The sequence below is a fragment of the Curtobacterium sp. MCPF17_018 genome (genome assembly GCF_003234135.1).
Taxonomy (GTDB): Bacteria; Actinomycetota; Actinomycetes; order Actinomycetales; family Microbacteriaceae; genus Curtobacterium; species Curtobacterium flaccumfaciens.
In genome coordinates this window covers 35,523-62,342 of sequence record NZ_QKSJ01000008.1, presented here as the reverse complement: position 1 = coordinate 62,342, position 26,820 = coordinate 35,523, and the positions used below count along the sequence as shown (strand labels likewise).

At 72.7% G+C, this 26,820-nt stretch carries 28 protein-coding genes; 14 read left to right on the top strand and 14 right to left on the bottom strand.

Annotation, left to right across the window (positions count from 1 at the left end; translation table 11 throughout):
• The first annotated feature begins 21 nt into the window (after nt 1–21).
• Complete coding sequence (locus DEJ27_RS10735; protein WP_110859473.1) at nt 22–1,281, top strand: Nramp family divalent metal transporter; 1,260 nt, start codon at nt 22–24, stop codon at nt 1,279–1,281.
• 28 nt (nt 1,282–1,309) lie between these two features.
• Here DEJ27_RS10735 and DEJ27_RS10730 read toward each other — a convergent pair whose 3' ends face one another.
• Both DEJ27_RS10730 and DEJ27_RS10725 read right to left on the bottom strand, forming a co-directional pair.
• A complete protein-coding gene (locus tag DEJ27_RS10730; protein WP_110859472.1) occupies nt 1,310–1,612 on the bottom strand; it encodes a DUF427 domain-containing protein in 303 nt (100 codons plus the stop codon).
• Between the two features lie 42 nt (nt 1,613–1,654).
• Nucleotides 1,655–2,260 (bottom strand): hypothetical protein, encoded by a 606-nt coding sequence (locus tag DEJ27_RS10725; protein WP_258369843.1) that lies wholly within the window; start codon nt 2,258–2,260, stop codon nt 1,655–1,657.
• A gap of 91 nt (nt 2,261–2,351) precedes the next feature.
• Here DEJ27_RS10725 and DEJ27_RS10720 point away from each other — a divergent pair, with 91 nt between their 5' ends.
• The 4 genes from DEJ27_RS10720 (at nt 2,352) to DEJ27_RS10705 (ending at nt 4,681) form a co-directional block, all read left to right on the top strand.
• Nucleotides 2,352–2,990, top strand: a complete 639-nt coding sequence (locus tag DEJ27_RS10720; RefSeq protein WP_027466757.1) for a GNAT family N-acetyltransferase — start codon at nt 2,352–2,354, stop codon at nt 2,988–2,990.
• A gap of 133 nt (nt 2,991–3,123) precedes the next feature.
• Nucleotides 3,124–3,606 carry a hypothetical protein gene (locus tag DEJ27_RS10715; RefSeq protein ID WP_110859471.1) on the top strand — a complete coding sequence of 161 codons (483 nt, stop codon included), beginning with the start codon at nt 3,124–3,126 and terminating at the stop codon, nt 3,604–3,606.
• Between the two features lie 132 nt (nt 3,607–3,738).
• A complete protein-coding gene (locus DEJ27_RS10710) occupies nt 3,739–4,311 on the top strand; it encodes a DUF1684 domain-containing protein (RefSeq protein ID WP_110859563.1) in 573 nt (190 codons plus the stop codon).
• A 10-nt stretch (nt 4,312–4,321) separates the two neighbouring features.
• Complete coding sequence (locus tag DEJ27_RS10705) at nt 4,322–4,681, top strand: GntR family transcriptional regulator (RefSeq protein ID WP_258369842.1); 360 nt, start codon at nt 4,322–4,324, stop codon at nt 4,679–4,681.
• 159 nt (nt 4,682–4,840) lie between these two features.
• On the opposite strand, the gene DEJ27_RS10700 is transcribed toward DEJ27_RS10705, so the two are convergent.
• Nucleotides 4,841–5,674, bottom strand: coding sequence for an endo alpha-1,4 polygalactosaminidase (locus DEJ27_RS10700; RefSeq protein ID WP_110859469.1), 834 nt, complete (start codon nt 5,672–5,674; stop codon nt 4,841–4,843).
• A 288-nt stretch (nt 5,675–5,962) separates the two neighbouring features.
• Here DEJ27_RS10700 and DEJ27_RS10695 point away from each other — a divergent pair, with 288 nt between their 5' ends.
• The gene (locus DEJ27_RS10695; RefSeq protein WP_110859468.1) at nt 5,963–7,573 is read left to right on the top strand and encodes a DEAD/DEAH box helicase; all 1,611 of its coding nucleotides are present in this window, start codon (nt 5,963–5,965) and stop codon (nt 7,571–7,573) included.
• A 213-nt stretch (nt 7,574–7,786) separates the two neighbouring features.
• Nucleotides 7,787–7,990 (top strand): CsbD family protein, encoded by a 204-nt coding sequence (locus DEJ27_RS10690; RefSeq protein WP_110859467.1) that lies wholly within the window; start codon nt 7,787–7,789, stop codon nt 7,988–7,990.
• An 87-nt stretch (nt 7,991–8,077) separates the two neighbouring features.
• Here the strand turns inward: DEJ27_RS10690 and DEJ27_RS10685 are convergent, their stop codons facing one another.
• Entirely contained in the window at nt 8,078–8,620 is a 543-nt protein-coding gene (locus tag DEJ27_RS10685) for an NUDIX hydrolase family protein (RefSeq protein ID WP_110859466.1), read from the bottom strand.
• A gap of 73 nt (nt 8,621–8,693) precedes the next feature.
• On the opposite strand from DEJ27_RS10685, the gene DEJ27_RS10680 reads away from it, so the two are divergent.
• The gene (locus tag DEJ27_RS10680; RefSeq protein ID WP_110859465.1) at nt 8,694–9,314 is read left to right on the top strand and encodes an alpha/beta hydrolase; all 621 of its coding nucleotides are present in this window, start codon (nt 8,694–8,696) and stop codon (nt 9,312–9,314) included.
• Between the two features lie 72 nt (nt 9,315–9,386).
• Here the strand turns inward: DEJ27_RS10680 and DEJ27_RS10675 are convergent, their stop codons facing one another.
• Nucleotides 9,387–10,061, bottom strand: a complete 675-nt coding sequence (locus DEJ27_RS10675; RefSeq protein ID WP_110859464.1) for a PadR family transcriptional regulator — start codon at nt 10,059–10,061, stop codon at nt 9,387–9,389.
• A 160-nt stretch (nt 10,062–10,221) separates the two neighbouring features.
• Between DEJ27_RS10675 and DEJ27_RS10670 the strand changes: the two genes are divergently transcribed.
• Together DEJ27_RS10670 and DEJ27_RS10665 are read left to right on the top strand one after the other, a co-directional pair.
• Nucleotides 10,222–14,985 carry a DEAD/DEAH box helicase gene (locus DEJ27_RS10670; RefSeq protein ID WP_110859463.1) on the top strand — a complete coding sequence of 1,588 codons (4,764 nt, stop codon included), beginning with the start codon at nt 10,222–10,224 and terminating at the stop codon, nt 14,983–14,985.
• A gap of 92 nt (nt 14,986–15,077) precedes the next feature.
• Nucleotides 15,078–15,857: an Fpg/Nei family DNA glycosylase gene (locus DEJ27_RS10665; RefSeq protein ID WP_110859462.1), complete on the top strand. Its 780-nt coding sequence runs from the start codon at nt 15,078–15,080 to the stop codon at nt 15,855–15,857.
• Here DEJ27_RS10665 and DEJ27_RS10660 read toward each other — a convergent pair.
• Entirely contained in the window at nt 15,848–16,762 is a 915-nt protein-coding gene (locus DEJ27_RS10660) for a LysR family transcriptional regulator ArgP (RefSeq protein ID WP_110859461.1), read from the bottom strand. The two genes, DEJ27_RS10665 and DEJ27_RS10660, sit on opposite strands and share 10 nt — an antisense overlap.
• Nucleotides 16,763–16,831: 69 nt before the next feature.
• On the opposite strand from DEJ27_RS10660, the gene DEJ27_RS10655 reads away from it, so the two are divergent.
• Entirely contained in the window at nt 16,832–17,557 is a 726-nt protein-coding gene (locus DEJ27_RS10655) for a LysE/ArgO family amino acid transporter (RefSeq protein ID WP_110859460.1), read from the top strand.
• 154 nt (nt 17,558–17,711) lie between these two features.
• Here DEJ27_RS10655 and DEJ27_RS10650 read toward each other — a convergent pair whose 3' ends face one another.
• From DEJ27_RS10650 to DEJ27_RS10640, 3 genes are all read right to left on the bottom strand, one after another.
• Entirely contained in the window at nt 17,712–19,187 is a 1,476-nt protein-coding gene (locus DEJ27_RS10650) for an APC family permease (protein WP_110859459.1), read from the bottom strand.
• Between the two features lie 176 nt (nt 19,188–19,363).
• On the bottom strand, nt 19,364–20,236 hold the full coding sequence (locus tag DEJ27_RS10645; protein ID WP_110859458.1) for a hypothetical protein: 873 nt from the start codon (nt 20,234–20,236) through the stop codon (nt 19,364–19,366).
• 18 nt (nt 20,237–20,254) lie between these two features.
• On the bottom strand, nt 20,255–21,076 hold the full coding sequence (locus DEJ27_RS10640) for an alpha/beta fold hydrolase (protein WP_110859457.1): 822 nt from the start codon (nt 21,074–21,076) through the stop codon (nt 20,255–20,257).
• Between the two features lie 209 nt (nt 21,077–21,285).
• Here DEJ27_RS10640 and DEJ27_RS10635 point away from each other — a divergent pair, with 209 nt between their 5' ends.
• Together DEJ27_RS10635 and DEJ27_RS10630 are read left to right on the top strand one after the other, a co-directional pair.
• Entirely contained in the window at nt 21,286–21,852 is a 567-nt protein-coding gene (locus DEJ27_RS10635) for a hypothetical protein (protein WP_110859456.1), read from the top strand.
• A gap of 9 nt (nt 21,853–21,861) precedes the next feature.
• A complete protein-coding gene (locus DEJ27_RS10630; RefSeq protein WP_110859455.1) occupies nt 21,862–22,455 on the top strand; it encodes a TetR/AcrR family transcriptional regulator in 594 nt (197 codons plus the stop codon).
• A 46-nt stretch (nt 22,456–22,501) separates the two neighbouring features.
• Here DEJ27_RS10630 and DEJ27_RS10625 read toward each other — a convergent pair whose 3' ends face one another.
• From DEJ27_RS10625 to DEJ27_RS10610, 4 genes are read right to left on the bottom strand one after another with little or no spacing between them, the layout of a single operon-like run.
• Complete coding sequence (locus DEJ27_RS10625) at nt 22,502–22,762, bottom strand: type II toxin-antitoxin system RelE/ParE family toxin (protein WP_017885834.1); 261 nt, start codon at nt 22,760–22,762, stop codon at nt 22,502–22,504.
• On the bottom strand, nt 22,759–23,019 hold the full coding sequence (locus tag DEJ27_RS10620; protein WP_258369841.1) for a type II toxin-antitoxin system Phd/YefM family antitoxin: 261 nt from the start codon (nt 23,017–23,019) through the stop codon (nt 22,759–22,761). Before DEJ27_RS10620 ends, DEJ27_RS10625 begins: the two co-directional genes overlap by 4 nt.
• 28 nt (nt 23,020–23,047) lie before the next feature.
• Nucleotides 23,048–23,560: a methylated-DNA--[protein]-cysteine S-methyltransferase gene (locus tag DEJ27_RS10615; RefSeq protein ID WP_110859453.1), complete on the bottom strand. Its 513-nt coding sequence runs from the start codon at nt 23,558–23,560 to the stop codon at nt 23,048–23,050.
• Entirely contained in the window at nt 23,557–25,164 is a 1,608-nt protein-coding gene (locus DEJ27_RS10610; RefSeq protein WP_111090907.1) for an AlkA N-terminal domain-containing protein, read from the bottom strand. Before DEJ27_RS10610 ends, DEJ27_RS10615 begins: the two co-directional genes overlap by 4 nt.
• Nucleotides 25,165–25,394: 230 nt before the next feature.
• Here DEJ27_RS10610 and DEJ27_RS10605 point away from each other — a divergent pair, with 230 nt between their 5' ends.
• The gene (locus tag DEJ27_RS10605; RefSeq protein ID WP_258370342.1) at nt 25,395–25,997 is read left to right on the top strand and encodes a molybdenum cofactor biosysynthesis protein; all 603 of its coding nucleotides are present in this window, start codon (nt 25,395–25,397) and stop codon (nt 25,995–25,997) included.
• A 139-nt stretch (nt 25,998–26,136) separates the two neighbouring features.
• On the opposite strand, the gene DEJ27_RS10600 is transcribed toward DEJ27_RS10605, so the two are convergent.
• On the bottom strand, nt 26,137–26,679 hold the full coding sequence (locus tag DEJ27_RS10600; protein ID WP_027466778.1) for a type 1 glutamine amidotransferase domain-containing protein: 543 nt from the start codon (nt 26,677–26,679) through the stop codon (nt 26,137–26,139).
• Nucleotides 26,680–26,820: the final 141 nt, after the last annotated feature.

Genomic DNA, 26,820 nt, shown 5'->3' with positions numbered 1-26,820 from the left:
ATCCTCTGGCAGTATCGGTGCATGACCGACACTGCCAGCCCCCGGCTCGACGAGCACCCATCCGGTGCCCCGCGTCGTCGCGCAGCCGGGCTCACCCTGCTCGGACCGGCCTTCGTCGCGGCCATCGCCTACGTCGACCCGGGCAACGTCGCCGCCAACCTGACCGCCGGCGCCGAGTACGGGTACCTGCTGCTCTGGGTGCTCGTGGCCGCGAACGCCAGCGCCGTGGTGGTGCAGTACCTGTCCGCCAAGCTCGGGGTGGTGACGGGCAAGTCACTGCCCGAACACCTCGGCCTGCGGATGCGGCGCACCCCGCGCCTGCTGTTCTGGGGCCAGGCGGAGATCGTCGCCGCCGCGACCGACATCGCCGAGGTCATCGGCGGCGCGCTGGCGCTCTACCTGCTCTTCGACCTGCCGCTCGTGGTCGGCGGGATCATCACCGGGCTCGTCTCGATGCTCCTGCTGACCCTGCACAGCCGCCGGGGCACGCGCCTGTTCGAGACCGTGGTGACGGCGATGCTCGCGATCCTGACGGTGGGCTTCTGCGCCGGGCTGCTGTTCGCCCGGGTCGCACCGGCCGACCTGGTCGCCGGGCTCGTGCCGCGGTTCGAGGGCGCCGGGTCGGTGCTGCTCGCGGCCTCGATGCTCGGTGCGACCGTGATGCCGCACGCGGTGTACCTGCACTCGGCGCTCGCCCGGGACCGCCACGGGGACGTCCCCGCCGGGCCGGAGCGTCGCCGGGTGCTCGTCGCGACCCGGTGGGACGTCGGGCTCGCGCTGATCGTCGCGGGCGGGGTGAACATCGCGATGCTCGTCCTCGCCGCGGCCACCCTGCCGGGCGTCGAGGGCACCGACTCCATCCCTGGTGCGCAGCGCGCCATCGCCGAGAACGTCGGCCCGGTCGTCGGAGTGCTCTTCGCCGTGGGCCTGCTCGCGTCCGGCCTGGCCTCGACCTCGGTGGGCTGCATGGCCGGCGCGGAGATCATGAAGGGCCTGCTGCACGTGCGGATCCCGCTCGTGGCCCGGCGCGCGATCACCCTGGTGCCCGCGATCGTGCTGCTCGCGCTGAACGCCGACGCGACGATGCTGCTCGTCGTCAGCCAGGTGGTGCTGAGCTTCGGGATCGCCTTCGCGATCGTGCCCCTGGTGGTCTACACGTCGCGACGGAGCGTGATGGGGACCGACGTGAACGCCGCGACCACCCGCGTGGTGGCGTGGGTGATCGCGGCGGTCATCGTGGCGCTCAACGTCGCACTGGTCGTGCTCACCCTGACCGGCTGAGGCGCAGCCGGTCAGGGACGGGCGGTCGTCAGTCGACGACCTGGACGTCCTTCCAGAACGCGACGTAGCCCGAGTAGTCCTTGCCGACGCGGTCGAACGACGACGGGATCGGCGTCGGGTACGACCACGCGCGGTCCTGCAGCGCCTGTCCGTCGACGTTCACCGTGAAGTACTGGGTGTCGCCCTTCCACGGGCAGTGGTACTGGGTGGGGCTCTCGGTGAAGAGCTCGGTCTTCACGCTCGACGGCGGGAAGTACCAGTTGCCCTCGATCTTGATGAGGTCCTCTTCGGGGGCCTCCGCGATCACCGTGTCGCCGACGACTGCCTTCATGGCGTTGCTCCTTCGCTCGCTGGTTCCGTGACGGGGCGAACGCTACGCGCGCTCCCCCGATTCCCGCAGGACGGTCAGGTCGGCGCCCGCGGCGAGCGCCGCGTGCACCTCGTCACGGCTCAGGACGGCGGCTCCCTCGGACGCGCTGACCAGGTGCCGCACTGCGCGGCGCAGCCCCGTGTACGCCGCGCAGGCCGCGGCGGCCTCGGGTGAGGTGTGGTCGATGCCGACCTCGGCGAGCGCGTCGACGACGGCTCCGGCGGCGAGCAGGTCCTCGACGGCGAAGTCGGGTGCGTCGGCGACGTCGACGGACTCACCCGCCGCCTCGGCCGCGTCGTCGAGGGCTGCGGTGTGGTGCAGCCCGGCGGCAACGATCGCGACGACGCACCGGTCACCGCGTGCGGCCTGGAGGCCCGTCACCCGTTCCGCGACCACCGCCGCGTTGCCGAGGTGGCCGAGCACGACCTCCGGACCCTGCGGCAGCTGGGCGGTCACGTTCCGCAGCGCGCGCCGCTGTGCTGCGGCGTCGGAGGTCGCCGGCAGGGCGTCGACCCAGACGAGCAAGTGGGCGCCGTGGGCGATCCGCGCCGCACCTCCGGGACCCCACGCGAACCGGACCTGGTACTTCTCCTGGGTGCGTTCTGCCACGTCCGTCACGATAGCCGCCCGGGCGATGCTGTCCCTCTCCACAGGGTCGGCGTCCGACCGGGTTCCGCCAGGGTCGGCGACCCTAGGATGCATGGTCATGGAGATCGCCCCCGTGCCCACCCTGACCGGCGACCGTGTGACGCTCGAGCCCCTCGGGCAGGAGCACGCGGAAGACCTGCGGGCGGCGGTCGCGGACGGCGATCTGTGGCGCACCTGGTACACCTCGGTGCCCGCCCCGGCACAGGTCGAGGCCGAGATCGACCGGCGGCTCGCCGAGCACGAGGCCGGCCGCATGGTGCCCTTCGCCGTGCGGGACCGCCCGACCGGCCGGGTGGTGGGTGCGACGACCTTCATGAACATCGACTCGGGCAACCGCCGTGTCGAGATCGGCAGCACCTTCCTGGCCAGGTCCGCGCAGCGTTCGGGGATCAACACCGAGTCGAAGCTGCTCATGCTGTCGCACGCGTTCGAGGCGTGGCAGTGCATCGCGGTCGAGTTCCGCACGCACTGGCACAACCTGCAGTCCCGGGCGGCCATCGCGGGCCTCGGCGCCAAGCAGGACGGTGTGCTCCGGAACCACGCGATCGGCCGCGACGGCACCCTGCGCGACACCGTGGTGTTCTCGGTGATCGCGTCGGAGTGGCCGGCGGTCCGCCTCTCGCTGGCCGAGCGGCTCCGGCGGCACGACCGCGCCGAGGGGTCCCGCCGTCGGTCGGCCCGGCACGCCTGAGTCGTCTCGCCTGCGTCGTCTCGCCTGCGTCGTCTCGCCTGCGTCGTCTCGCCTGCGTCGTCTCGCCTGACCGGGCGCCGTCGCGCAGTGGGCCACGGCGCGCCGTCCAGCCCGCGGGCGTAGCGTCACCGCCATGCACGTCGGCCTCCGGATCGTCCTCGATGCGCCGGTCGACGCCGTGCGCGATGCCCTGCTGTCCCCGTCCGTGATGGTGGCGGTGACGAAGCCGTTCCTGGCGTACCGCTCGCGCGACCCCCGGGGGTTCCCGGAGCGCTGGGAGCCCGGGCACCCGCACCCGATCACCGCGGACGCCTTCGGGCTGGTGCCGAGCGGCGACACGCACGTCGACCTCGACCTGTACGAGGTACAGGGGGTCCCCGTGCAGCGCGACAACGGCGGCGGCACGTCCGGGTTGTTCGGGCGGATGACGATGTCGCACCGGATGGCCGTCGTCCCCGCACCGGGTGGCCGCACCCTGCTGCTCGACCGTCTGACCTACCGGATGCGACCGGCCGTCCTCGGGCTCGCCCTGTGGCCCGGCATGTGGGTCATCTGGCAGTGGCGGGCGTTCCGGATGCGCGCCCTCGCACCCACCTGGCGGACCGACGGCGAGTGACGTGACGTGGGTCGGGCCTCCCGTCCACCGCGGAGCGGGCGTAGCCTCGACCACGTGAGCCAGACGCGCCCCCAGGAGCCGACGACCGACGACCGCGTGCGCAGCACGCTCGCGACGACGGATTGGCGGCGGATGACGTTCGACCTGTACCGCCGCGTCCGCGCCACCTCGGACCCCCAGACGGCGCACGCCCTCTGGCGTGAGACCCGGGACGCGATGTTCGCGGAGCACCCCGCATCGCCGCTGCTCGACGAGGACGCCCGCGACTTCGAGTCCCTGCCGGTGCCGGACTACGACCCCGCGTGGCGGTTCCAGGTGCGCGTCGAGGCCACGGAGCCCGCCGAGTTCGACTTCGAGACCGGCACCGACGGCGTCGTCCACTTCGACCGGCTCGGCCTCGTGCGGGTCCCCGGTGTCGGCACGCTCGACGTCTGGAAGCACGGCGGCTACGCGGGCGGGGTGTTCGTCCCGGTCAAGGACGCCAGCGCCGGCAAGGCCCGCGGCACCTACGGGGGCGGACGCTACCTGCTCGACACCATCAAGGGCTCGGACCTGGGCGGCGACGACCTCGGGTCGCTCGTGCTCGACTTCAACTTCGCCTACAACCCGTCGTGCGCGTACGACCCCGCGTGGGCGTGCCCGCTCGCACCTCCGGGCAACACCGTGCCGGTCCCGATCCCCGTCGGCGAGCAGTACGACTTCTAGGGTGGAACGCATGACAGGACTCGTCGCCCTCGACGTCGGTGGCCGCGTGCCGCCGTTCGAGCAGGTCCGATCGCAGATCGCCGCGCAGATCACCGCCGGGTACCTGGTGGACGGCGAACGACTGCCGAGCGTGCGTGGGCTGGCGGACGAGCTCGGACTCGCCGCCGGCACCGTCGCGAAGGCCTACCAGCTGCTCGAGGAGGCCGGGCTCGTGCACACCGCGCGGGGCGCCGGCACCCGGGTGGTGCGACCGGCAGCGGTACCGGAAGCCGTGGCCGAGGCCGCTCGCGCCCTGGCCGCCGCAGCACGCTCGGCGGGGCTGTCGGCCGACCAGGCCGCCACCGCGTTGCGGGAGGCCTGGCCGGCGTAGCGCTGGCTGGCGCTTCCTGGCGTACCCGGTCGTTCCGGGCGTACCCGGTCGTTCCGGGCGTACCCGGTCGTTCCGGGCGTACCCGGTCGGAAGTTCTGACCCGGTACGCCCGATTCGACCAGGCATCGCAGGCGTTCTGGGAAGAACCGTTCCGAGCGCTCAGCAGTGCTCGTACACGTACGCGTCGTCCTCCGGGGTCACCAGGTCGCGGTCGCGCAGGATCGTCATGGCCGGACGGCTCTCCAGCCCGCAGACCGACGCCCACGAGCCCTCGAGGATGTCCGAGTACTCGACGTCGATGACCCGTCCGCCGTAGGCCTTCGTGTAGGCGGAGCACTCCCGGTACTGCACGCACTCCTCGGCGACGACGAAGTCGAACCCGGTCTGCTCGCGCCCGGACGCCCCGAGCTGCGGCGTGTTCTTCTGCCCGACGGCCAGCCCGTGCCGGTGTCCCTCGGCGACGAGCGACTTCGCGAGCGCCAGGTTGCCGGCACGGGTGAGCCGCTTGCCGCTCCGGGTCCACGAGTCGAGGTTGTCGAACTCCACCGCGTCGAACCCGCGGTCACCGCAGCGGGCGACGGTCTTCGCGAGCACCTTCGTGATCAGGGCACGCTCGGCCGCGGTCCGGGTGTCGAGGAGCATCTCGTCCGGCCAACCCGGGTCCGAGACCGGCTTTCCCGCACGGTCGCGGAGGATCGCCGACGGGTACGACTTCTTCCACGTGCTGGCGGCCTCGGGCTGCGTCTGGAACCCGTTGACGTAGCAGATGTTGTACTTGCCCTTCGCCGGGCGGTCGGTGCTGTCGCGCTCGACGATCGTCACGCCGGAGGGCGGGGCGTACCCGCCGCCGAGCTGGTAGTCCACGCGGCCGGAGGTCGGCAGGTTGCGGTAGCTCCCGGCCGCGTTGGGCGTGGCGGCCTCGGCGCAGCCGGCGGTGCCGAGGACGGCCACCAGGGCCATCGCGGTGGTCAACAGGACGGATCGCGTGCGCACCCCGGAATCCTCGCACGCCACGGGCGAACGACCCTGCCCTCGCCGTTCCGGGGATGTGCACGCTATGCTGGTCGTACTCGAGGCGCCGATCGCCTCGTGCGTCGTACGGACGCCCCGAACTCCCGACCAGCTGTCTCCAGACTCCGGTCGATGATCGAGCACCTCACGAAGGTGCCCAGGCTTCTCTGCTGCGGCGACTGCGCCAGCCACATCCGTTGGCGCGCATCCCGCCCGCGCGCTGCCTCAGAGCGCGCCCACAGCCGGACTGCTCCGGCTCGAAAGGTCACCATGACCACCGAAGACATCCGTTTCTCCGACCTCGGCGTCCCCACGCCGATGGTCTCCGTCCTCGCCGACCAGGGCAAGGACATGGCGTTCCCCATCCAGGCGGACACCCTCCCGGACTCCCTGCAGGGCAAGGACGTCCTCGGCCGCGGCCGCACCGGCTCCGGCAAGACCATCGCCTTCGCGATCCCGCTCGTCGCCCGCCTCGCCGCCAGCGGCCGCAAGCGCCGCGCCGGCCGCCCCCGCGCCCTGGTGCTCGCGCCGACCCGTGAGCTCGCGACGCAGATCGACGTCGCCCTCGCCCCGCTCGCCAAGGCCATGGGCCTCAACACCACGACCATCTTCGGTGGCGTCGGTCAGGGTCGCCAGGTCGACGCCCTGCGCGGCGGCGTCGACGTCGTGGTCGCCTGCCCGGGTCGCCTCGCCGACCTCATGCAGCAGGGCCACGTGAACCTGGGCGACATCGAGGTCACCGTCCTCGACGAGGCCGACCACATGGCCGACATGGGCTTCCTGCCCGGCGTGACCAAGATCATGCAGGCGACGCCCGAGAACGGGCAGCGACTGCTGTTCTCCGCCACGCTCGACAACGGCGTGGACAAGCTCGTCAAGAAGTTCCTGCACAACCCGGTGATGCATTCCGTCGACGAGGCGAACAGCCCCGTCGAGGCGATGACCCACCACCTGTTCGAGGTCGCCGACGCCGACGCGAAGAAGCACCTCGTGAGCGCCCTCGCCTCGGGCAACGGTCGCCGCATCCTCTTCATGCGCACGAAGCACCACGCCAAGCGCCTGGCCAAGCAGCTCAGCAGCCAGGGGATCCCGGCCGTCGACCTGCAGGGCAACCTGTCGCAGGGTGCCCGTGAGCGCAACCTCGCGAAGTTCTCCTCCGGCGAGGCCCTGGTGCTCGTCGCCACCGACGTCGCCGCCCGCGGTGTGCACGTCGACAACGTCGAGCTCGTCGTGCACGTCGACCCGCCCACCGAGCACAAGGCGTACCTGCACCGCTCGGGCCGCACGGCGCGTGCCGGTTCGTCCGGTGACGTCGTCACGGTGACGATGCCCGCCGAGCGTCGCGACGTCGCGCAGATGATGCGTGCTGCCGCGATCAAGGTCACCCCGCAGCACGTCACGGCGACCTCCCCGGCCGTCACCGCGCTCGTCGGCGAGGTCGCTCCGATCCGCCACGTCGCCGAGGAGCAGCCCACCCAGCAGCGTCAGCCCAAGCAGCGCTCGGCCGAGTCCGCCGGTGACGGCGGCGGTCGTCGCCGTGGTCGCGGCGGTCGGTCTGGAGGCGCGGCGCAGCCCGCGCGCTCCGGCTCGGCTGGCGAGTCCGCCGGTTCGGCCGGGGGCCGTCAGGGCCGTCCGGCCCGTGGCGCGCGGACCGAGGGTGCCGGGCGCTCCGGTGCCGCGGCCGCCGGTTCGACCGGTGGTCGCCGCAGCGGCGGCAACCGTCGCTCGGGCAGCAGCGACGTCGTGCGCGGCGGCTCGTCGGCCGTGTGGTCGTCCGAGGGCGGCTACGCCGCGGGTCGGTCCGGCAACGAGTCGGGCGGCAACCGTCGTGGTGGCTCGCGCCGCGCCTCCCGTCCGGCCGGCGCTGCCGACCGCCACTGACCTGCGCGGTCTGAGTCCGCAAGACACCGGTGTTCACGTTTCGAACCCCCGCATCCCGGGGTGTGTTCCGTGAACACCGGTGTTCCGCGTCGGGGCTCGGGCGAACCTTGGCGGGGGCTGGGGGTGAGGGACTCCGACGGGCGTACGGTCTCACTCACCGGATGCCGCGCAAGCGGCTGACGGGGAACACGTCCGCTTCTGGAAGGAGTGCCTATGGCTGGCATCGATGACATCAAGAACGCCGCTGAGAAGGCGTCAGGCAAGGTCAAGGAAGCCACCGGCAATGCGACCGGTAACGACCGGCTGAAGGCCGAAGGCCAGACCGACCAGGGCAAGGCCTCGGCGAAGCAGGGCGTCACCGACGTCAAGGACGCCGCGCACGGCGTCGCCGACAGCTTCAAGGACGACAAGCACTAAGCCGGTTCGCGACCGCGCTGCGAAGCCCCCGGATCCGATCGGATCCGGGGGCTTCGTCGTGCGCACGGCGTGGACACCCCGGTCGGGTTAGTGCAGGGCGCCGACCGATGCCAGGCCGGCACGGAGCAGTGCGCCGCGGCCGCCTTCCATCTCGTCGGCGACGGCGTCGGACGCGGCTTCCATCGGGCTCATCCACGTGAGCTCGAGGGCGTCCTGCCGGGGTTCGCACGTCCCCGTGACGGGAACGACGTACGCCAGCGAGATCGCGTGCTGCCGCTCGTCGGTGTACACCGAGGCGCCGGGCAGCGGGAAGTACTCGGCCACGGTGAACGGCGTGGGGCTCGAGGGCAGCTGCGGGAACGCCATCGGCCCGAGGTCCTTCTCCAGGTGGCGGAACAGTGCGGTGCGGATCGACTCGCCGAACATCACGCGACCGGACACCAGGGTGCGGGCGATCGAACCGCTCGGGGAGACACGCAGCAGCACGCCGACCTCGGTCACGACGCCGAGGCCGTCGGTGCGGACGGGGACCGCCTCGACGTAGCAGATCGGCAGACGACGGCGGACGTTCGCGAGCTCCTCGTCGGACAGCCAGCCGGAGTCGGGATCGGGGGTGCGCAGCGAGGACATGCACCGTGTCTACCAGGCACGGCGGCGAGTTCGGCGGAAGGCGCGGGGGTTGGGGATGGTTACCGTTGTCCACATGATCGATGCGGACCTGGTGCAGTGGACACGGAGTGCCCCGGACCGGCGGGGGACACCCCTGCTCGTGGCGATGCACGGGGTGGGGTCGAACGAGCACGACCTGCTCGGGCTCGCCCCCGCGCTGCCGCCTGCGTGGACCGTCGCGTCGCTCCGGGCGCCGACGGCGTGGGGGCCCGGCTTCAGCTGGTACCCACTCGGCACGCCCGGCTCCCTAGCGCCGGAGGCGGTCGACGCCGTCGCCGCCGAGGTGCTCGACTGGATCGACTCCGTCGCCGCCGACCACCCGCGGATCGGCCTGCTCGGGTTCTCGCAGGGCGGCTCGATGGCGCTCCAGCTCCTGCGCGCCCGGCCCGCGGCGTTCGCGTTCGCGGTGTCGCTGTCGGGGTTCGTCGTGCCGGGCGTCTCGGACTCGCGGGACGAGGCCGTGTCGGCCGTGCGGCCGCGGGTGTTCCTCGGGCACGGCGACATCGACCCGGTGATCCCGCCCGAGGCCACCGCCCGGACGCAGGCGTGGGCCGCAGCCCACACCGACGTGACCGACCGCACCTACGCGGGCCTGCCGCACGCCGTGTCGACGGCGGAACTGGCCGACGTGGCGGCCTTCGTCGACGCCGGGTAGGCGCACGACGACGGACCGGAGGCCCGGTGCCAGCTGGCACCGGGCCTCCTGTCCGTTACGCGGTGACGTCCGTCAGTCGGCGAGGATCTGGAGCAGGTCCTTGCGGAGCTGGTCCACCTTGGCCGTGGCGGCCTTGGCCTGTTCCTCGGTCGCGGTGCTGCGGTACATCTGCAGGACGCCCATGGTCTTCCGGAGCGCCTCGAAGAACTCGCGCTGGGCGTCCGGGATACCCGGGGCCCCGTCGAGTGCCGCAGCGATCTCGTCGGCCTTGACCTCGGTCTCGGCCTTGCCGGCGTCGGTGAGCTCGAAGAGCGTCTTGCGGCCGTCGCCCGACGAGACCACGAGGTCTTCGTCGACGAGCTGCTGGAGCGTCGGGTAGACCGAGCCGGGGCTCGGCTTCCAGGCGCCGCCGGTGCGCTCGGCGATGGTCTTGATCACGGCGTACCCGTTCTGCGGGCCCTCGGCCAGCAGACCGAGGATCGCGAGGCGGACGTCACCGCGGCGACGGCGTTCGCGGCCGAAACCGGGCCCGCCGAAACCGGGGCCGAAGCCCATGCCCGGACCGAAGCCGGGGCCGAACCCGCGGCCACCGAAGCCGCGGCCGCCGTGGTCGTGGTCACCGCGGTCACGGCCGGGGAAGCCGGCGCCGTGGTGCTGCCGCGCGCCGCCGAAGCGGGGGCCGCGCGGGCCGAACCCGCGCTGGTCGCGGGGGGACGTGTTGCTGTCGTCGTCATACGAGGGGCGCATGAGGAGTCCTTTCATCGTGCTGAGTCGGCTCGCGATCGGTCTGACCTGATCGTCTTCGTCGTATCGCGATGTGTTCACGATAGATCGTTAACTATCGTTCCGTCAAGGGGTACGCGCGCCCGGCCTGCTGTCGGTGGTGGGGGGCAGGATGGGACGGACCATGACGGACGTCTTCGAGCGCTTCTCCCCCGCGACCACCGAGTGGTTCCGCGGCGCCTTCGACGCACCGACGCCGGCGCAGGCCGGGGCGTGGGACGCCATCTCGACCGGGCAGCACGCACTCGTGATCGCCCCGACCGGCTCCGGCAAGACCCTGGCGTCGTTCCTGTGGTCGATCGACCGACTCATCAGCGCGACGGACCGTCCGCCGGCGAAGCAGCGCACGCGGGTGCTCTACGTCTCGCCGCTCAAGGCCCTCGGCGTCGACGTCGAGCGCAACCTGCGGAGCCCGCTCGTCGGCATCACCCAGACCGCTCGGCGCCTCGGCACCGAACCGCCGGACGTCACGGTCGGGGTGCGCAGCGGCGACACCCCGTCGTCCGACCGCCAGAAGCTCCTGCGCCAGCCGCCGGACATCCTCATCACCACGCCCGAGTCGCTCTACCTGATGCTCACCTCTCAGGCGCGCGAGACCCTGGTCAACGTCGACACGGTCATCGTGGACGAGGTCCACGCGGTCGCCTCGACCAAGCGCGGCGCGCACCTGGCCGTGTCGCTCGAGCGCCTCGACGACCTGCTCGACAAGCCCGTGCAGCGCATCGGGTTGTCGGCGACCGTCCGCCCGCCGGAAGCGGTCGCGCGGTTCCTCGGCGGTCGTGCACCGGTGACGATCATCGCGCCGCCCGCGCAGAAGACCTTCGACCTGCGGGTCGTCGTCCCCGTCGACGACATGACCGAGCTCGGGGCACCGCCGGTCGGTGCGGACGCGTCCGAGTCACCGACGAACGGATCGATCTGGCCGCACGTCGAAGAACGTGTCGTCGACCTGATCGAGGAACACCGCTCGACCATCGTGTTCGCGAACTCGCGGCGGCTGGCCGAACGACTCACGGCCCGGCTCAACGAGATCCACGAGGAACGCGTGCTCGCCGCCGCCGGCGACGGCGTGCTGGTGCCGGCGGGGGCGTCCCCGGACGACGACGGCCTCCCCGTGGCGCGGGGCCGACCACAGTCACCGGCCCGCACCTCGGCGCACGCCGTCGCCCCCCAGGGCGCCAAGCGACCGCCGGCGCAGCTGATCGGCGGGTCCGGACAGACGGGTGGCGGTGGCTCGGACGCATCCGTCCCGGTGCTCGCGCGTGCACACCACGGCTCGGTGTCGAAGGACCAGCGCGCGATCATCGAGGACGACCTGAAGTCCGGTCGGCTGCGGTGCGTCGTCGCGACGAGTTCACTCGAGCTCGGCATCGACATGGGCGAGGTCGACCTGGTCGTCCAGGTCGAGGCGCCGCCCTCGGTCGCGAGCGGCCTGCAGCGCGTCGGTCGCGCCGGCCACCAGGTGGGTGAGATCTCCCGCGGCGTCCTGTTCCCGAAGCACCGGGCCGACCTGGTCAACAGCGCGGTCACGGTCGAGCGGATGGTCACGGGCCAGATCGAGTCGATCTCGGTGCCGGCGAACCCGCTCGACGTCCTGGCGCAGCACACCGTGGCCGCCGGGGCGATCGACACCCTCGACGTCGAGCACTGGTTCGAGCTCGTGCGGCGGAGCGCCCCGTTCAGCGGTCTGCCCCGATCGGCGTTCGAGGCGACGCTCGACCTGGTCACGGGCCGGTACCCGAGCGACGAGTTCGCCGAACTCCGGCCACGGCTGGTCTGGGACCGCGTGCACGGCACCCTGACCGGGCGCCCCGGTGCGCAGCGACTCGCCGTGACGAGCGGCGGGACGATCCCCGACCGCGGCATGTTCGGCGTCTTCATGGTCGGCGAGAAGGCGTCCCGCGTCGGCGAGCTCGACGAGGAGATGGTCTACGAGTCGCGCGTGGGCGACGTCTTCGCCCTCGGTGCGACGAGCTGGCGGATCGAGGAGATCACCCACGACCGCGTCGTCGTGAGCCCGGCGTTCGGGCAGCCCGGACGCGTGCCGTTCTGGAAGGGCGACGGCATCGGCCGGCCCGCCGAGCTCGGCCGGGCGACCGGTGCGTTCGTACGCGAGGTCGAGGGCGCCTCGGACGAGGACGCCCGCGCCCGCGTCGCCGCCGGTGGACTGGACGAGCGCGCCGTCACCAACCTGCTGACCTTCCTGCGCGACCAGCGCGCGGCCACCGGTCACGTGCCGAACGACACCACGCTCGTCATCGAGCGGTTCCGTGACGAGCTCGGGGACTGGCGGCTCATCCTGCACTCGCCCTACGGCATGCAGGTGCACGCGCCGTGGGCCCTGGCCGTCGCCGCACGGCTGCGCGAACGGCACGGCATCGACGGTGACGCGATGGCGGCCGACGACGGCATCGTCGTCCGCATCCCGGAGACCGATGCCGAGCCGCCAGGTGCCGACCTGTTCGTGTTCGAGCGCGACGACCTCGAAGCCCTGGTCACGGACGAGGTCGGCGGCTCGGCACTGTTCGCCGCGCGGTTCCGCGAGTGCGCGGCGCGCGCCCTGCTGCTGCCCCGACGGAACCCCGGGCAGCGGTCGCCGCTCTGGCAGCAGCGGCAGCGGGCCTCGCAGCTGCTCGAGGTCGCGCAGAAGTACCCGACGTTCCCGATCGTGCTCGAGACCGTGCGCGAGGTGCTGCAGGACGTCTACGACGTGCCCGCGCTGCTCGGGATCGCCGACGACATCGCCGGACGCCGGATCCGCCTGGTCGAGACGGAGACCGAGCAGCCGTCGCCGTTCGCCCGCTCGATCCTGTTCGGGTACGTCGCGGCCTTCATGTACGAGGGCGACACCCCGCTCGCCGAACGCCGGGCAGCGGCCCTGTCGCTCGACTCGACGCTGCTCGGCGAGCTGCTCGGACGTGCGGAGCTGCGCGAGCTGCTCGACCCGGCGGTCATCGCCTCGGTGGAGCGCGACCTGCAGCGGCTCTCGCCGGACCGCCGTGCCCGTGACGCCGAGGGGCTCGTGGACGTGCTGCGGCTCGTCGGCGCGCTCGACCTCGACGAAGCGGTCGACCGGAGCTGGCTCGCCGACACCGCCGACCGTCCAGCGGCCACCGCCGAACTGCGCAGCACGCTGCAGGTCCTCGAGCGTGACCGCCGGGTGCTCTCGTTCTCGCACGCCGGGGCGACGCGCTGGGCCGTGATCGAGGACGCCGCCCGTCTGCGGGACGCCCTCGGGGTCCCGCTGCCGATCGGTGTGCCCACGGCGTTCGTCGAGCCCGTGGCCGACCCCCTCGGTGACCTGATCGGCCGCTACGCCCGATCGCACGGGCCGTTCTCCGCGCACGAAGCCGCCGGGCGACTCGGTCTGGGCATCGCCGTCGTGCAGGACACCCTGCGCCGACTCGTCGCCGACCGCCGGGTGGTAGAGGGCGAGTTCCGCCCCGACCGCCAGGGTGCCGAGTGGTGCGACGCCGAGGTCCTGCGCCGGATCCGCACGAAGTCCCTCGCAGCGCTGCGGCACGAGGTCGAACCGGTCTCGCCGGACACCCTCGCCCGGTTCCTGCCCGCGTGGCAGCACGTGCAGACCCCCGGGACCCGCGGTGGGCTCCGCGGCGTCGACGGCGTCCTGCGGGTGATCGACCAGCTCGCCGGGGTCGCCCTGCCCGCCAGCGCCTGGGAGACCCTGGTGCTGCCGTCGCGCGTGACCGACTACTCGACGAGCATGCTCGACGAACTCACCGCCACCGGCGAGGTCCTGTGGTCCGGCGGTGGCACCCTGCCGGGCAATGACGGCTGGGTTCGCCTGCACCTGGCCGACACCGCGGCGACGACGCTCGCCGAGCCCTCCGGCGACGAGACGACCGAGCTGCAGCGGGACGTGCTCGGGGCCTTGGCGGGCGGTGGCGCGTACTTCTTCCGGCAGTTGGGCCAGGCCGTGGGCAGCAGTGACGACCAGGCGCTCACCACCGCGCTGTGGGACCTGGTCTGGGCGGGGCAGATCACGAACGACACGTTCGCCCCGCTGCGCTCGATGCTCGGCGGCAAGGCGAAGAGCTCGAGTGCTCCGCGTGCTCGGGCCTACCGCGGCCGTCGGCGTCCGACGATGCCGACACAGTCCGGGCCGCCGTCGGTCGGGGGCCGGTGGTCCTTGCTGCCGCTGGCCGAGTCCGACTCGACCGTGCGGGCGGCCGCGACCGCCGAACAGCTGCTCGAACGCTACGGCGTCGTCACCCGCGGTGCCGTGCAGGTCGAGGGCGTCCGGGGTGGTTTCGCCGGGGTGTACCGGGTGCTCTCGCGCTTCGAGGAGTCCGGCCGGGCTCGTCGCGGGTACTTCGTCGAGGGGCTCGGTGCCGCTCAGTTCGCCACCGGCCCGACCGTCGACCGGCTGCGCACCTACGCCCGCGAACTCGGCGACGACGAGCGCGACGATCCGGACCGGAAGCGCGAGGCGCTCACGCTCGCCGCGACGGACCCGGCGAACCCGTTCGGGGCCTCGTTGCCGTGGCCGACGGGCGACGCCGATCCAGGCGTCGGGGCTGACGATGCCGCCGGGGCCGAGAGCACCCTCGGCAGCGGTGCGGCGAGCGGCGCGAAGACCACTCGGGGCCACCGGCCGGGGCGGAAGGCGGGCGCCCTCGTGACGACCGTCGACGGCAAGCTCACCGTGTACGTCGAGCGCGGTGGCAAGTCGGTGCTGACCTTCACCGACGACGCCGCCGACCTCGCTGCCGCGGCCGCCTCCATCGCCGGCATCGTCCGGACCGGGCTGCGCAAGCTCTCGGTCGAACGGGTCGACGGGGACTTCGTGCTCGAGACGCCGCTCGGCGGCGCACTCCGGGCCGCGGGGTTCACGGCGACCCCGCAGGGGCTGCGGCTCCGTGTGTGAGGCGAGCCGCGCCTCCCGGCAGCGCAGCGACCACGTGCCGGAAGTGCCCCGTGCCGTCCGGACGAGTTGCGGGCGCCCGTCGGAGGTGACCCGTGCCTGAAGGCGACACCGTCTACCGGGCGGCTCGCCGCCTGCACACGGCGCTGGCGGGCAAGGTCCTGACGAAGAGCGACTTCCGGGTCCCCGCGTTCGCGACGCTCGACCTGGTCGGCCGCACCGTCGACGAGGTCGTCCCCCGCGGCAAGCACCTGCTGCACCGGATCGGCGACCTGACCGTGCACTCGCACCTGAAGATGGAGGGTCGGTGGGACGTCTACGCGCCCGGTGACCGCTGGCGACGGCCGGCCCACCAGGCCCGGGCGATCCTGGACGCCGAGGGGGTCTCCACCGTCGGCTTCGCGCTCGGGGTGCTCGAGGTCGTCCCCCGCGACCAGGAGTCCGAGGTCGTCGGACACCTGGGGCCCGACCTGCTCGGCCCCGACTGGGACGCCGACCTGGCGCTCGCCAACCTGACCGAGGACCCGGAGCGCCCGGTCGGGCTGGCGCTGCTCGACCAGCGGGTGCTCGCCGGGCTCGGCAACGTGTACCGGAACGAACTCTGCTTCCTGCGCGGTGTGCTGCCGACGCGTCCGGTCGGGCAGGTGCCGGACCCGGCGCGGACGATCACGCTCGCCAGCCGACTGATCCTGGCGAACCGCGACCGCAGTGCCCGCGTCACCACCGGCGTCGACCGTCCGGGGCGACGGTTCTGGGTCTACGGCCGTGCCGGCAAACCGTGTCTGCGGTGCGGGACCCCGATCCGGCACGGCGAACTCGGCGACTCGGAACTCACCCTGCGCGACACGTACTGGTGTCCGCGCTGTCAGACCTGACGCGCGGGGTGCAGGCGCGACGAGGCGGTCGCACGGACGGCGTCGGTGACCCGTTCGAGGAGCGGTGACGCCAGGTTCCAGCGCTGCCACCACAGCGCCACGTCCGCGTGCCGGCCCGGGGCCAGCTCGACCAGGACACCGCGGTCGATCGCCTCGAGGCACTGCGCCTCGGGCAGCAGCCCCCACCCGAACCCGAGCGTGACCGCACGGGCGAAGTCGGCAGAGGTCGGGACGAAGTGGCGCGGGCCTCCGGGAGCGTGTCCGAGGACCTGCCGCAGGTACCCCTGCTGCAGGTCGTCGTCGCGGTCGTAGTCGACGAGCGGGACCTCGTCGAGCCGCCGGAGCATCCGCCGCTCGGTGCCGGTGTCGCCGAGGTAACGGGCGACGAACGCCGGGGACGCCACCGCCCGGTACCGGTCGATGCCGAGCGGCACCGACGAGCAGCCCTGCACCGGATCCGCCTCGGCCGTCACGGCACCCATCACCGTGCCGGCGCGGAGCAGTTCGGCGGTGCGGTCCTGGTCCTCGCGGTGCAGGTCGAAGACCACCTCGGTGTCGGCTCGGACGAGGGCGAGGGCGTCGAGGAACCAGGTGCCGAGCGAGTCGGCGTTCACGGCCAGCGGGATCGACGGCACCACCGATGATCCACCGCCGAGCGCTCGGGAGGTCTCCTCGTCGAGCAGCCGGACCTGCCGTGCGTGCCGGAGCACCACTGCGCCGTCCGCGGTCGGGCGCACCGGGGTGGTGCGCTGGAGCAGGACCCGGCCGACCTGCTGCTCCATGGACTTGATCCGCTGCGAGACCGCCGACGGGGTGATCGCCAGCGCGCGGGCCGCCGCGTCGAGCGTGCCGTGGTCGACGGCGGCGAGCAGCGTCTCGAGGTGCTCGCGCTGGAACCGGGTCATGCAGTTGAGCTTACGGCGCTGCAGGAACGTGAGCTGTACTACACCGGAGCCGGGCCCTAGCGTCGGACCGTGACCACGCTCCTGCCCCTGCTCTCCGGCCTCGGCACCGGCCTCGCACTGATCGTCGCGATCGGTGTGCAGAACACCTACCTGTTGCGCCTCGCCGTGAGCGCCGGGCTCCGGGTGGTGGCCGCTGCCGTCGTGGTGTGCGCCGTTTCGGATGCGCTGCTCATCGTCGCCGGGGTGCTCGGGGTCGGCGCCGTGGTCGAACGGTTCCCCGTGGCGCTCCTGGTGGTCCGGTTCGTGGGTGCCGCATTCCTGCTCACGTACGGGGTGCTCGCGGCGCGGCGTGCGCTGCGGCCCTCGGGGGACGCGATGCGGGTGGCCGACGAGGCCGCCGACGACGGAGTGGTGGGCGCCGGCGCGAGCGCGGGGGTCGGCGCGACCACCGGCGGGACGGTGGCGGCGGGGCGGACGCGCACCGCGCCTCCCGGCCAGGGGGTGACCATGCGGACGGCGGTGCTGACCATGCTCGTCTTCACGTGGGCGAACCCGCACGTCTACCTGGACACGCTGGTGTTCCTCGGGTCGGTGGCGAACCAGCAGGGTGCGGACGACCGGTGGCTCTGGACGATCGGTGCCGTCACGGCGAGCTGCCTGTGGTTCGGTGCGCTCGGGTTCGGCGGACGCCTGCTGCGGCCGCTGTTCGAGAAGCCGGTGACCTGGCGGGTGTTCGACGGGCTGGTCGCCGTCGTGATGCTCGCGTTCGGCGTGCTCCTGCTCGTCGGCGCGTAGCGACGCGGAGCCGCGCGGCGGCGGCGCGGCGCGGCGGCGGCGCGGCGCGGCGGCGGCGCGGCGGACAGGCGGGCAGCAAAACACCGGTGTCCACACGTCGAACCGCGTTGTGCGGGTGTGCAACGTGCGAACACCGGTGTCTTGCGGAACCGCCCTACTGCATGCGCTGGCCGACGCGGCTGTGGCGACGGCTGTAGCCGAAGTAGATGACGAAGCCGATGGCCAGCCAGACGACGAACCGGAGCCAGGTCTCGACCTCGAGGTTCAGCATCAGCCAGAAGCACAGCACCGCCGAGATGATCGGCAGCACCGGCGACCACGGCACCCGGAAGGCCCGCGGGGCGTCGGGCCGCGAACGACGCAGCACGACGATGCCGATCGACACCAGGACGAACGCGGACAGCGTGCCGATGTTGATCATGCCCTCGAGCTTGTCGACCGCGGTGAACCCGGCCAGCAGCGCCACGACGACACCGGCGACGACCTGCACGCGCACCGGGGTCTGCGTTTTCGGGTTGGTCTTCGAGAACCAGCGGGGCAGCAGGCCGTCACGACTCATCGAGAAGACGATGCGGGACAGGCCGAGCAGCAGCACCATGACGACGGTGGTCAGACCGATCAGGGACCCGATGGCGATGATGCCGGCGGCCCACGGCAGCCCGACGATGTCGAACGCCGACGCCAGGGACGGCGCTTTCTCCTCTGCCAGGCGCTGGTACGAGACCATGCCGGTGATGACGATGCTGACGCCGACGTAGAGCAGGGTCACGATGCCGAGGCCGATGAAGATGCCGCGGGGCAGGGTCTTCTGCGGGTTCTCGGTCTCCTCCGCGCTGGTGGCGACGACGTCGAAGCCGATGAAGGCGAAGAACACCAGGGACGCCGCGGCGAGCAGGCCGAAGACCCCGTACTGGGCGGGCTCGGCACCGGTGAACCAGGACACGAGCGACTGGGTCCAGACGCTGCCCTCGGCACCCTTGGCCGGCTCGGCCGGCGGGATGAACGGCGTGAAGTTCGCGGCCTTGACGAAGAACGCGCCGGCGACGATGACGAACACGACGATCGCGACCTTGATGACGGTGATGACCGCCGACACCCGCGACGACAGGCGGGTGCCGAAGGCGAGGAGCACCGTGAAGATCCCGACGATGAGCACCGGACCCCAGGTGAAGGGGATCGGGCCGAGCTGGATCGTGCTCGGCAGGGTGATGCCGAAGACGTCGAAAGCGGTGCTGAGGTAGATGCCCCAGTACTTCGCGATGACGGCACTGGCGGTGAGGGTCTCGAGGATGAGGTCCCAGCCCACGATCCAGGCGAGCAGCTCACCCATCGTGGCGTACGTGAACGTGTACGCGGAGCCGGCGACGGGGATCGTCGACGCGAACTCGGCGTAGCACATGATCGCCAGGCCGCAGGTGACGGCGGCGAGCAGGAAGGAGATGATGACGCCGGGCCCTGCGAAGTTCGCGGCGGCGTTCGCGCCGACCGAGAAGATGCCGGCGCCGACGGCGACCGCGATCCCCATCGCGGCGATGTCGAACGTCTTCAGGGAGCGTTTCAGGGACCTGCCCTGCTCCTCGGAGTCGGCCAGGGAGGCCTCGATCGACTTGATGCGGAGCTTCGTTGCCATGGGGTGGATCCCGTCATCGGCTGGCGGCGGACCTCGGAAGGGTACTGGTGTACCACTGTGTCACGCAAAGCGTCCGCCCGGACGGTGGCCCGGTCCGGCGACGGCCAGGAGGCGCGGCACCGGCCCGGCAGCCACCGCTCGGTCGGCTGACGGGTGCGTCCAGTGCCGCGGTCGCGTCAGCGGCCGGCGCGCCAGTCCGCCAGGAACCGGGCGCCGGCCTCGTCGTGGATCACGCCGTCGGGCGCGGTGAGCACCGGGTACGGCGTGGCCGGCACCCCGTCGGCGGGACGGACGTCGACGTGCGCGACCTCGTGGCCGTGGGCGTGCAGCCAGTCCGCCATGGCGTAGTCGCTGCGGGAGTCCCCCACGGTGCGCCAGGTGACCGGGAGCTCGCCGTCCTGCCCGAGGAGCTCGAGCGAGCGCTCGGCCCCGAGGTCCTTGCCGCTGCGGTCGGACTCGACGTCGGTCGAGATGATCGTGGGGTCGATGCGCCACTGCACGGCACCGTCGGCGTCGGGTCGGACGTCGTCGAGTCGGCGGACACCGAGCCCGCGACGCTCGAGCGCGGCCATGGCCTTCGCGTCGAACTCCGGTTGGCGGGCCAGGTAGGTGGCGTTCGGCACCTCGACGCGCTGCTCGATCGACACCATGGCGCGCTTCGTCTCGTCGAAGAACACCAGGTCGGCGTACTCGTCGCGGACCAGCTCGCGCATCTCGTCGGCGTAGTCCCGCGGCAGCGCGAGGTCCTCGGCGACCGTCAGTTCACCCATGCCGCCGTCGTACTGCGGACCGATCGAGCACCACACGGCGCCCTTCTCGCAGACCGCATGGACCCGCCCGCCCTCGGCGAGGCCACCGGCGAGCAGCGGGCCGACGACCTCGGAGCGGATGAACGCGTCGCTGCGCCCGGTGTTGAACACGATCGGGATGCCCTCGGCGGCGAGCGCGACGAGGTCCGCGACGATGCTCGGGATCGCGATGGTGCGGGAGACCGGGCTGGCGATGGGTCCGTCGACGTCGAGCAGGAGACCGAGGCGGGGTGCGTTCACCCGCTCATCCTCTCGCAGTCAGCTGCTGGGCGAGGCGATCCGGCTCCGGACGCGGTCGATCAGGGCTCCGAGGGCCGCCGGGGCGGGGACGTGTCCCTGCCCGGGCACCTCGGCGTACTCCGAACCGGGCACCGCGTCGACGAGGGCGCGGGCCGCACGACGCATCCACTCGAGTCCGTCGCCACCGGCACCGACGAGCACCGGCACACCCACGGCGGCAGCGACCCGCTCGGGCACGGCGAGGCCGTTCAGCACCCGGACCTCGCGGCTGAGCACGTGGGCGTCGACGACCAGGGAGCGCCAGAGCGACCCCTTGAGCCGCAGTGCCGTGACCTGGCCCATCGGGACCCCGAGCACCTGGGTCAGGAAGCCGCGGACGGCCTGGGCCCGCCGGCCGGCACCGACGTGTTCGTCGAGCAGGTCGGCGAACACCACGTCGTCGGCGTGCGGGTCGACCGAGGCGCGGTACGGCGGTTCCCACAGGACGGCGCCGTCGACGGGCAGTCCGGTGGCGAGCCCGTGCAGGACGACACCGGCGCCGACGCAGATGCCGACGGCGGTGGTCGGTGCGCCGATGCTCTCGACGACGGCGCGCAGGTCGTCGACCTCGCGCTCGATGGCCCACGTCGCGGAGTCACCGCTGGCACCGCGGCCACGGCGGTCGTAGGTCACCACGCGGTGCGTCGAGCCGAGCTCGGCGACCACGCGGTCGAGGTACGGGGTCCCCCGGTGGTCGAAGGCACCGCCCACGACGACGACCGCCGGCCCGTCCCCTGCCTCGGAGACGGCGATGGTGGTGCCGTCGGAGGAGACGACCGTTCGGTCGACTGGAGGGAGCATGGGGTCCTTTGCGAGCTGTCGACGGCGATGCGTCGGGCCTCGGAGGGCACCGTGCGGATTACCGGTCCTCCGAGTGTCGCAGGCGTGCGAGTCCGTGTCTCCCCCCGCTTCCAGGGGCAGAACCCCACGCTCGACACCGTGGTGGTCGCCGTGTCATGCTGTTTGAGTACACCTGTACTCAACACTCACCGCCGCTGCAACGGGGAACCATGACACTCATCGCCATCGTCGCCTGCGAGATCGCCTTCTGGGTCGCGATCCTCGGCGGCCTGACCACCCGGTACCTGCTGCGACGGCCGCGGTCGGGAGCGGCGATGCTCGTCGCAGCGCCCGTGATCGATGTCGTGCTGCTCGCGGTCGTCACGGTCGACCTGCTCGGCGGTGGGACCGCGTCGTGGCACCACGGACTCGCGGCGATCTACATCGGCTTCTCGGTCGCGTACGGGCACCGGATGATCGCGTGGGCGGACGTCCGGTTCACGCACCGGTTCGCCGGCGGTCCGGCACCGGAACGCCTGAGCGGACGGCGGTACACGGTCCGGTGCTGGGGCGACGTGCTGCGGACCGCGCTCGCCGTGCTGATCGCCGGCGGGATCATCGGCGGACTCGTCCTCGTCGTCGGGGACCCGGAGCGCACGAACGAACTGCAGGGCACGGTCGCGCTGCTCGGGGTGGTGCTGGGCGTCGAACTGCTGTGGGCGATCAGCTACACGATCTGGCCACGCCGGGCCACCTCCGCAGCCGCGGGCCCGGCCGGAGCAGCGAGCCGGCCGTAGGCTGACCCGGTGTCCCGCCGTGTCGACCTCGAGGAACGGGGATCCCTGGTGGCCGCGGCCTGCCTGCGGATCCTGGAGCGGGACGGCCTGAGCGCGCTGTCGGTGCGGAACGTCGCGGACGAGGCCGGCATCGCTCCCGCATCACTCCGCCGTGTGTTCCCGACGCAGGACGCCCTGCGCGAGCACTGCCTGATGATCATCGAGGAACGGGTCACCGCTCGGCTCGCCGCCCTGCGTTCGACGGGTCGGGCGCTCGCACTGGACGTCCTCGCCCAGGTGCTGCCGCTCGACGCCGAGCGCACGACCGAGATCCTGGCTCAGGTGCAGCTCGGCGTGCTCGCGCGCACCGACGAACACCTGGCCGCGAGCGCCCGACGCCTGAACGACGGGGTCAGCCGGGTGTGCACCCGGGCGCTGGAGATCCTGCGTGAGGACGGCAGCTTCGGCGCCGATCGCGACCTGACCGACGAGGCGGACCGGCTGCACGCGCTGATCGACGGGCTGGCGATCGAGCACACGTGGGACCCGACGGCACGTGCGCCGGAGCGGGTCCTGGCGCTCGTCGAACTGCACGTGGACAGCCTGCGCGGCGCGATCGCCTGACGGCTGCACGCTGCCGACTGCTGGCTGCCGCCTGCCGCCTGCCAGCTCAGCGATCCCGGTAGACCTCGCGCCGGTGCCCGGCGTCGACGACCACCACGACGAGCTTGCCGTCGTCGATCCGGTAGATCAGTCGGTAGTCCCCCGAGCGGACTCGCCACCCGGGCCGGTTCACGAGCTTGCGTGCGGCGGGCGGCCGGGGGTGCTCGGCGAGGATGGCGAGGAGCCCCTCGATCCGCCGCCGCCCGTCGAGCGGGAGCTTGCGGATGACGCGTTGCGCGGCCGGGATGACCTCGACCGAGTACGTCACCCGAGGCCGAGTTCGCGCTTGAGGTCGTCCCACCTGACGTTCTCGCCACCGATGCGGGCGCTCTCGGCGACGGCTTCGTCGTAGGCGACCAGGTCGTCCAGGTCCTCTGCCGCCTCGAGCAACCGGTCGAGGACGGCCGCATCGACCACGGCGGCGACGCGCTTGTTGCGCCGGGTCAGGTACACGGGTTCGTGTCGGGCGTCGTCGATGATCGACGCCAGACGGCCACGGGCTTCGGAGATCGACACTTCGCTCACCTGTACATTCTAGAGCGTTTTGTACAAGTCAGACGAGTGCCGTGGTGCCGACCGACTCTCGTTCGAGCAGGGACCGCTTGACGTCGAGCCCCCACGCGAAGCCCCCGAGCGTGCCGTCCGAGCGCAGCACGCGGTGGCACGGGACGAAGAGCGCCGGGGCGTTCCGGGCGCACACGCTCGCCGCCGCCCGCACGGCGTCGGGCCGGCCCATCGCCGCCGCGAACCCGGTGTAGGTCAGGGTGCCGCCGGCGGGGATCCGGCGGAGCTGGCGCCACCCCTCGGTGAAGAGCTCGGTGCCGAACTGCCGGACCGGTACCTGCATGGCGTGCTCGACCTCGCCCGAGTAGAAGGCGTCGACGGCCTCGGCCGAGGCGACCACGCCGTCGAGCACTCGGTCGGGGCGGTGGCGGTCGGCCAGGCGGGCGAGGATCCACTCGACGGAGTCGGTCCACCCGGAGGCGAGGACCCTGCCCTCGGCGTCCTCGAGCACGGTGAACGGCCCGTCGGGGGTGTCCAGGGTCTGGATGGTTGCGTCGGTCATCGGTCGTCCTTCCGGGGGTCCTCGGGGGCACGGGTTGCACGGGCGCCGGCGGTCGCGGTCATCGCGCGGTCGATGATCGGTCGCCAGCAGTGCATCGTGAGGTAGCTCCGCCAGGGGGCCACCTGCTCCGACCATAGGGAGAGCTCACGCGCCGTACCGGGCAGCCCGAGTTCCTGTGCACCGTTCCGCACCGCGAGATCGCTGTGGAGGAAGATGTCGGGGTGGTGCCGGACCCGGAGCGCGACGTAGTCGGCGGTCCACGGCCCGATGCCCTTCACGGCGAGGAGTCCGTCGCGCAGGTCACCGAGGGACTGCCCACCGTCCACCACCAGGGACCCGTCGGCGAGCGCAGCAGCCACCCGCAGGATCGTGTCGACGCGAGCGGCCGGCCCGCGCAGGACCTCGTGCCCGCGTTCGGCGATCACCACCGCCGACGGGAACAGCAGCCCGCCGGGCCGGATGGCGTCCGGCACCGTCGCTCCGAGTGCGGCCACGAGCCGGGTCTGCGCGGTGCGCGCCGCGGCCACCGAGACCTGCTGCCCGATCAGGGTACGGAAGACGATCTCGTGCGCGTCCACCGCGCCGGGGAGCCGGAGACCGGGCACCCGCGCGACGGGTCCGGCGAGCTCGGGCACGGCTCCGAGGACGGCGTCGACGGCGACCGGGTCGGCGTCGAGGTCGAACAGCGCCCGGACCCGCGCCACGAGGGACGGCAGGTCGGAGAGGTCGGAGACCCGCACGCGCAGGTCGATCCCGGTGCCCCGCCCGGCCACGTCGGGGACGGCGGCCGATGCGCTGAACCAGCCCGGGCCTCCTGGCAGGTCGACCAGCCGCCCGTACGACGTGACCCGGCCGGCGGGGTCGGCGTCCACCTGCTCCGTGCCCGGCAGGGCGTGCAGCGCGTGCCAGTCGAGCAGGCCCTGCGCGTCGAAGGGTGCCCGGGCCGGCAGGTGGACGTGCAGTGCGCCGTCACCGACGGAGCCGCCGGAGCCGCCGGTGGCGACGTCGCCTCGCCCGGACCGGCGTCCGCGGAGTTCGGTCGGGGTGACGGCGAAGACCTCGCGCACGGTGTCGTTGAACTGTCGGACGCTGGCGAACCCCGCGGCGAACGCGACATCGGCCACGGGCAGGTCGGACGAGGTGAGCAGGGTCCGAGCGGTCTGCGCCCGGTGCGCCCGGCTGAGCGCCTTCGGCCCGGCACCCAGCTCGGCCGTCATGATGCGGTTGAGCTGCCGCTCCGAGTAGCCCACGCGTGCGGCGAGCCCGGGGACACCGTCGCGCTCGACGACACCGTCGAGGACGAGTCGCATCGCCCGGCCGGCGACGTCCTCGCGCAGGTCCCACTCGGGGCTGCCGGGGGTCGCCTCGGGCAGGCAGCGCTTGCAGGCGCGGAAGCCGGCCAGGTGCGCTGCGGCGCTCGTGCGGTAGAAGGTGACGCCCGAGGCCTTCGGCGTGCGGGCCGGGCAGCTGGGCCGGCAGTAGATGCCGGTGGAGTGCACGGCGGTGACGAACTGGCCGTCGAAGCGCGCGTCGCGCGAGGCGACGGCGCGGTGCCGTTCGGCGTGCAGCGCGTCGGGCTGCGCGTCGGTGTCCGGGCTGGTCATGGGCTCAGCCTGACATGCGCCGCCGACGCCGACTGGCGGGAATCGGACGGAGCAGTGCATGGCCGGGCGGGCCCGACGCCGGCGTCTCGTCGAGACGCCGCCACCCGCGCGAGACGCCGCCCGATTCCGCGGCGTTCCGCCGGGAACACGGCGTCCCGGCAACACGACGGCGTGTCACCGCAGGTCGACGGAGCAGTACGGGGCCGGGAGGCCCGGCTAGCGTTGGCCGCGTGACTCCCGCAGACGACGTGGCCGGTCTCGGCGACCGGGCCGGTCTCGACGACCTGCCGTTCCGCACCGAGGTCGAGGTCGCGCTGCTGCTCGTCTCGCCGCGGCACCGGTACGAGGGGCGCCCGGCCGACGGTGCACGGCCGGTGGGCGCGGACGATCCGGACGAGTCACGCGACCGGATCGAGCTGCGGGCCGGGCTGGGCATCGTCGGCGACCGGTACTTCGCGGCCCGCGCGCACGTGCACGCCTCGGTCACGGTGATCGGGCTGGAGGGGCTCGAAGCCGTGGGCCAGGCGATCGGTGCCACCGTCGACCCCGCTGCGACCCGGCGGAACGTGTTCCTGCGGGGCGCCGACGTCGAGGCCCTGCGGGGCGAGCCGTTCTCGCTGGAGAGCGTGACCCCGGACGCCGGTAGCGGGCCGGTCCGATTCCGTGGCTACCGTGCGGCGAACCCCTGCGCCTGGATGGACCACGAGGTGGCCCCCGGGGCGTTCCGGGCGATGCGCGGCCGGGGCGGCGTGCGGTGCGACCCGGAGTCCGACGGTGTGCTCACCCTCGGACCTGCGGTGCTCCGCACGGCCCGCCCCGTGGCGCTCGCTTGACGCGGTCGCGCCGCGACAGGACGAGCGTCCTGCGCCAGCCGAGACTCCGCTCGGCGGACACATCGTCGGCCTCCGGGGGCGCATCGTGTCCGGCAGGCCGAGACCCGGCTCGGCGTCGAGACGCTCGGCGGCGCGGTGCTCAGGCGGTGAGGGCGCTCTCGATCGCGTCGACGAACGCCGGCAGGTCGTCCGGGGTGCGGGAGGTGATGAAGCCGCCGTCGACCTGGACCTCCTGGTCGACCCACTCGGCTCCGGCGTTGCGCAGGTCGGTCTGCAGCGACGGGAACGACGTGACGGTCTTGCCGGACAGCACGCCCGCCTCGACGAGGGTCCACGGGCCGTGGCAGATCGCCGCGACCGGCTTGCTCGCCTCGGCGAAGGCCTGTACGAGCGTCGCTGCACGGGACTCCTGGCGCAGGGTGTCGGCGTTGATCGTGCCGCCGGGGATCACGAGTGCATCGAAGTCCTTGGCGTCGACACCGGCGATGGTGGTGTCCGGCTCGAGCGTCTGCCCCGGGTCCTTGTCGCCGACCAGCGTCTGGATCGTGCCGGTCTCCTTCGCCGCCACGGTCACCGAGGCACCGCGCTCACGCAGCTGCTCGGTGGGGACGACGATCTCGTCCTGCTCCACGCCGTAGTTCGTCGTGATGACGAGGACCTTCTTGCCGTCGAGGGTTGCCATGATCGCTCCTTCCGCGGCCCGGTCGTTCCGGCCGCACACCCGAGGGTCGTCGGCGTCGGCTGGGTAGGCGCGCAGGGGCGGCTCGGGGTCCGGTCGGGTGGTCGCAACTCCCCGCTGACGTCCGCCGGGCGGTCGCAAGGC